The sequence below is a fragment of the Castellaniella sp. genome (genome assembly GCF_004321985.1).
Lineage (GTDB): Bacteria > Pseudomonadota > Gammaproteobacteria > Burkholderiales > Burkholderiaceae_B > Castellaniella.
In genome coordinates this window covers 1-5626 of the sequence record NZ_SCQN01000051.1, presented here as the reverse complement: position 1 = coordinate 5626, position 5626 = coordinate 1, and the positions used below count along the sequence as shown (strand labels likewise).

Below are 5626 nucleotides of genomic sequence, written 5' to 3'. Positions count from 1 at the left end.
GGCGCCATCGGGAACGCGGCTGGCCGAGGGCTCGACGACGCACGTCTGTGTCGACGCCGGGTGGAACGCGGTGCGGCTCGACCGCGTGGCGCCCGACATTTATGCGCTCGCGTCCGAGCTGTGCCCGCCCGATTCGTGACCGGGCGTTCTGGAAGATTCAAAGGGATGGACAGTGAAAAAGACTTGGATTTCTATATAATGAATAGCTGAATAACATTAAGTATTTATTCTCGTCAAACCACCGAATCCTCCCATCAAGCCACGAAGGGGTTTTCCACCATGAATCGGACCATAGACACGGCCACGGCGCGGCGCATGGCCGAGGCGGGCGTCATTCGAGGCGTTTCCATCGTCGGCCAGCCCGGTGGGTGGAGTGTCATGCTCAAGACCGGCCGCCAGGAAAAGCCTTTGGGTGGTCAGAAGACCGATCGGCCGCGCACCTGGCGCAGCCTGGACACGCTGACGGAATACCTGCGCAAGGATCTGTCCATCGTGCGTATCGACGGCATCGATGCCACGCACCACAGTAGCGAAGATGCGCACCGCCCTGGTCGGCCCGATGCGGCCGCGCGGATGAAACGCGCCCATGAAGCCGCCGCCTATGACGCCTGGTTCCGCGACCAGGTGGATGCCGGCATCGAGGAGGCCGACAATCGGGCAACGCAATGGATCAGCCATGAAGAATCCGTGGCCCGCATGCACAGACACCTGGATCTGTTGGAAGCCAAAGCCAAGGATAAGGGTTGAGAATCGAATGGCTGCCCGCGGCCGACGCCGCGCGGGATGCCCAGTTGACGTATATCGCGCAGGACAGCATCCAGGCGGCCCGTGAGGTCGCCGCACGGATCGAGCGCCAGATCGGCCAGCTTGCGCAGTTCCCCGAATTGGGCCGTGCCGGACGGCGGCGCGGCGCCCGCGAGCTGGTGATCAGCGGTACATCTCTGGTGGTGGTCTATCGGGTGCGGCCGAAGCTGGCCAGGATTGAGATCCTTCGCGTGTTGCACACGGCCCGGCAGTGGCCACCCATAGAGGAAGAATAGGGCTCATCGGGCGATGCCCGATGGATACACGCTCGCATCGGGGCTGTGCCCGTCCGACTCATGATCAGGCGCATCTGGCTCTGCCACTGAACCGCAGGATCGGCACCGGGTAGAATGCCTTCCAACCGTGCCAACGCAACAAGACGAGGCTTGCTCGTGCCCACATTGAACTGGATCGGCAAAGAAGCCGTGATCCGCCACCACCAGGAAGTGCCAACGCGTCTGCTGGATCCGGTGCCGGCGCTGTCGTGTTCGACCGGTGGGCATGATGACGGCAACTTGATCGTGCAGGGCGACAATTTGCACGCGTTGAAGGCGCTGCTGCCGCGTTACGCGGGTCAGGTGAAATGTATCTACATTGATCCTCCATACAACACGGGCAACGAGGGCTGGGTCTACAACGACAACGTGAATTCACCGGAGATTCGCCGCTGGTTGGGTGAGGTGGTGGGTAAAGAGGGCGAGACGCTAGATAGGCACGACCGCTGGTTGTGCATGATGTATCCCCGGCTGGTGCTGCTGAAGCAGTTCTTGCGGGAGGATGGGGCGATTTTCGTGTCGATCGATGATAACGAGGTCGCCTGCCTGCGGCTACTGATGGATGAGGTTTTTGGGGTCAGCTGCTTTGTCGCCTCCAACGTCTGGCAGAAACGTTATTCACGCGAAAATCGTGGCGCGATCGGGGATGTACACGAATACATCGTTGTCTATGCCAAACAACCCGATCTATTCCAGGATGTACGCAACCGGCTGCCCATAGATGCAAAGCAGGCGGCGGTATACAAGAACCCGAACAACGACCCCAGGGGCCGATGGCGCGGGATACCGATGACAGCGCAAGGGTATCGACCCAACCAGATGTACGAAGTAGAAACGCCATCCGGGAAGAAGGTGCAGCCGCCAGAGGGACGGTGTTGGTCCACGATAGAAGCTGAATTTCTCAAACTCAAAGCTGAGGGCCGAGTCTATTTTGGTAAGACTGGTACGTCACAGCCCAGTATTATCCGCTACCTCTCCGAAGTCGAGGGTTTCGTTCCCTGGACGTGGTGGCCGCATGAAGAAGTCGGCCACACTGACGAAGCGCGCAAGGAAGTGCAATCGCTCTTTGGCACACAAACGGCATTCGATACACCGAAACCCACACGACTCCTGCAACGCGTCATCCAGATCGCCACGAACCCCGGTGACCTGATCCTCGACAGTTTCGCCGGCTCCGGCACCACGGGCCATGCGGTCCTCAAGCAAAACGCCGAAGACGGCGGCAACCGCCGCTTCATCCTGGTCGAGATGGATGAGCACATCGCGCGGAACATCACGGCCGAGCGCGTGCGCCGGGTGGCGCAGGGCTACACCAATGCCAAGGGTGAACGGGTGGACGGCCTGGGTGGTGGCTTCCAGTACTGCCGACTTTCCGCCGAACCTTTGTTCGCTCCTGACGGTCAGGTGCGCGGCGACGTGACTTTCGCCCAGTTGGCCGAATTCGTCTGGTTCAGCGAGACCGGCACCGGCTTCACCGCCACGACCAACAGCCCGCTGCTGGGCACGCACGAAGGCCGCGCAATCTACCTGCTCTACAACGGCATCCTGAATGACCTGGCCCCCGACAGCGGCAACGTCCTGACCGGTCCGGTGTACGATGCGCTACCACCCCACGATGGCCCCAAGATCATCTACGCAGCCGCCAACCGCATGGGGCGGCGCGCGCAGCGCGAAGACATCATCTTCAAGCAAACCCCCTACGCGCTGGAAGGTTGAGCCATGAACGCCTTCACGCCCAAGGCCTACCAGCGGCAGGTGCTCGACAGCATCGAGGCCTATTTCCAGGCCTGTCATGAACTGCCGTCCCCTTCCATCGCTTTCACTGCCATCACGGAACACCTCTGGGGGCACGGCAACCCCTACAACCCACTGGCGGGCTTTCCGCCGGACATGCCGTATTTCTGCCTGCGCGTGCCTACGGGCGGCGGCAAAACGTGGCTCGCGGCCAAAAGCGTGGCCTTAGTCAACACACACCTGCTGCGCACCGAGCACAGCGTCATCCTCTGGCTCGTGCCCAGCAAGCCTATCCGCGAACAGACCCTGCGCGCGCTAAAAGACCGCGATCACCCCTATCACGCCGCCCTGTGCGAAGCCGGAGACCTAACGGTGCTGGATCTGGAAGAAGCCAAAAGCGTGACCCGCGCCACGCTCGACACCTCCACCACGGTGATCGTGGCCACGCGCCAGGCGTTTCAGGTGGCCGACGAGGAATGCCGCAAGGTCTACGAATCCAGCGGCGCGCTGATGCACCATTTCGAGAACCTGTCGCCAATGCAGCGGGGTGAGCTGCTGACCGAAGGCGAAGGATCGCAACGGACGACTCCCTGTTCGCTGGCCAACGTGCTGCGCCTGCGCCGCCCCTTCGTCGTCGTGGACGAGGCTCACAACAACCGTACGGAACTGGCTTTCGAGATGCTGGCGCGGCTGCGTCCCGCCGGCATCCTGGAGCTCACGGCCACGCCAGACCTGGCGCGCAACCCGAGCAACGTCTTGCACAGCGTCTCGGCGGCGGAACTCAAGGCGGAAGAAATGATCAAGCTGCCCGTGCTGCTGGAGACGCAGCCCGACTGGCAGCAGTGCCTGGCGGATGCCATCGCCCGCCGCGATGCCTTGCAGCAGCTGGCCGAGCAGGGCCGTTTGGCTGGTGCCGACTACCTGCGTCCGTTGGTACTCATCCAATCGCAGCCGCGCCGCGCCGGCGTGGAAACGCTGGATTACGATGCCGTGCGCGCGGCACTCATCGACCACTACGGCATTCCGTCCGAAGAAATCGCGGTCGCCACTAGCGACGAGAAGGGCCTGGAAGAAATCGACAGCCACTATCGCCTGGGGATCGCCGACCCGGCCTGCTCGGTGAAGTTCATCATCACCCAGAAGGCGTTGGCCGAGGGCTGGGATTGCCCGTTTGCCTATATTCTCGTGAGCCTCGCGTCCCTGTCGTCCTCCACCGCCGTGGAGCAATTGTTGGGGCGCATCCTGCGCCAGCCTAATGCGCGACATCGGCGCGCGGCGGCGTTGAATCAATCCTACGCCTTCGTGGTCTCGCGGGACTTCGCGGAAACGGCGGGCGCCTTGCGCGACCGGCTGGTCACGGGAGCCGGATTCGAGCGGCGTGAGGTTGCCGAATTCATTGCCGCCGCCCGCGAAGAGCAGGGGCGCCTGGACCTGGAGGGCCGCGCGGGCCGCGTCATCGTCCACCCGGTGGCTGTGGTGCTGACCGAAAAGCCCAACTTGCGCACCCAACCCAAATCAGTGCGCAACAAGGTGAGCTGGGATAATCACACGAACACGCTGACCATTCATACGCCGCTCACGACCGACGAAGCGGATAGCCTGGAGACCGCGGTTGAATCACGGGACAACGCCCGGGCCATCACCGAAGCGGCCGAGGCCAGCCGCACCACGGCCATCGAGTTCTTCCAGACCCCGGCCGAACGCGGCGATCTGTTCCGAGTGCCGCAACTTGCCCTGCGTACTCAGGGGGCGTTGCAGCTTTTCGATGACCCGGAGATCCTGGATTACCCGTGGGATGTGTCGCGCTACCGGGCCGCGCCCACGGCGGAAGATCTGAAAGCGCTAGGCCTTGCGTGGCGGACGGCCGACAGCGGCGAGATTGACATCAACAGCGCCGGGCGCATCTATTCGCGTTTCCTGCCGGATCTGCAACGCGATCTGGGGCTGGTCTACCAGCCCGAGCACTGGGATGACGTACGGCTCGCGGCCTGGTTGTGCCGTAACATTCCCGAACCGTCGGTCACCCACGCGAGCATGCGGACCTTTGTCGCGGGCTGGCTCACCACGTTGCTCGGCCAACCGGATTATGCGCTGGCACGCGCCAATCAGCAGAAATTCGTGATTCGCAAGCTCATCGAGGCCGACATCCGGGACTTGCGCCGCCAGGTGGTGCGCGCGGCCTACCAGCAGGTACTGTTTGGCGAGGACGCCGCCGCGCGGGTGGCCGTGAGCGACCAGTATGCCTTCGAGTTTTCGCCCCAGGCCTACGCGCCCAGCCGGGATTACGATCAAGATCGTTGGGGTGTGTTTGATTTCCGCCGCCACTATTATGGCCGTATCGGCGATTTCGACAGTAAAGAGGAATTCGAGTGCGCCTGCTACCTGGACATGCTCGCGCAGAAGGGCCGCATCGTTTTCTGGGTGCGCAACCTGGTGCGCCGCGAGGGCTGCTCCTTCTTCCTGCAGAAGGCGACCGACCGTTTCTACCCCGACTTCATCTGCCAGCTGCCGGGGAGGAACGGGAATCCGGGTCCTGTGCTGGCGGTCGAATACAAGGGCGCCAACGGCTGGGAGGCTGCCGGTGACGACCGATTGATCGGCGGCCTGTGGGCGCGCCTATCGGGCGGGCGCTGCCGTTTCGTGATGGTTACCGACAAGCGCTGGGATTGGATCAAAGATCAGCTAGCTGACTGACCTTACGGTCTACTGGGCCTCCCACACTGCTGACGCGATCAGCCCAGTCTGATAGAATGCGCGAATCCAAGGGGAGTAGCTCACTTTCCGCCGCATCGTCAGGACGGCGCCCGCCTTTT

At 62.6% G+C, this 5626-nt stretch carries 4 protein-coding genes; all 4 read left to right on the top strand.

Going from position 1 to position 5626, the window contains the following annotated elements; translation table 11 throughout:
- Window positions 1-279: 279 nt before the first annotated feature.
- The 4 genes from EPN31_RS13820 (at window position 280) to EPN31_RS13805 (ending at window position 5507) form a co-directional block, all read left to right on the top strand.
- Window positions 280-747, top strand: coding sequence for a hypothetical protein (locus EPN31_RS13820; RefSeq protein ID WP_291774219.1), 468 nt, complete (start codon window positions 280-282; stop codon window positions 745-747).
- Entirely contained in the window at window positions 744-1040 is a 297-nt protein-coding gene (locus EPN31_RS13815; RefSeq protein WP_291774217.1) for a type II toxin-antitoxin system RelE/ParE family toxin, read from the top strand. The genes EPN31_RS13820 and EPN31_RS13815 overlap by 4 nt, the downstream gene beginning before the upstream one ends.
- Before the next feature lie 156 nt (window positions 1041-1196).
- Window positions 1197-2795 (top strand): site-specific DNA-methyltransferase, encoded by a 1599-nt coding sequence (locus tag EPN31_RS13810; RefSeq protein ID WP_291774215.1) that lies wholly within the window; start codon window positions 1197-1199, stop codon window positions 2793-2795.
- A 3-nt stretch (window positions 2796-2798) separates the two neighbouring features.
- Entirely contained in the window at window positions 2799-5507 is a 2709-nt protein-coding gene (locus EPN31_RS13805) for a DEAD/DEAH box helicase family protein (protein WP_291774213.1), read from the top strand.
- Window positions 5508-5626 lie beyond the last annotated feature (119 nt).

Bases quoted from the DNA above. Each gene is read 5' to 3' on its own strand.
- EPN31_RS13820 (WP_291774219.1), top strand. From the start codon at position 280: ATGAATCGGACCATAGACACGGCCACGGCGCGGCGCATGGCCGAGGCG.
- EPN31_RS13805 (WP_291774213.1), top strand. From the start codon at position 2,799: ATGAACGCCTTCACGCCCAAGGCCTACCAGCGGCAGGTGCTCGACAGC.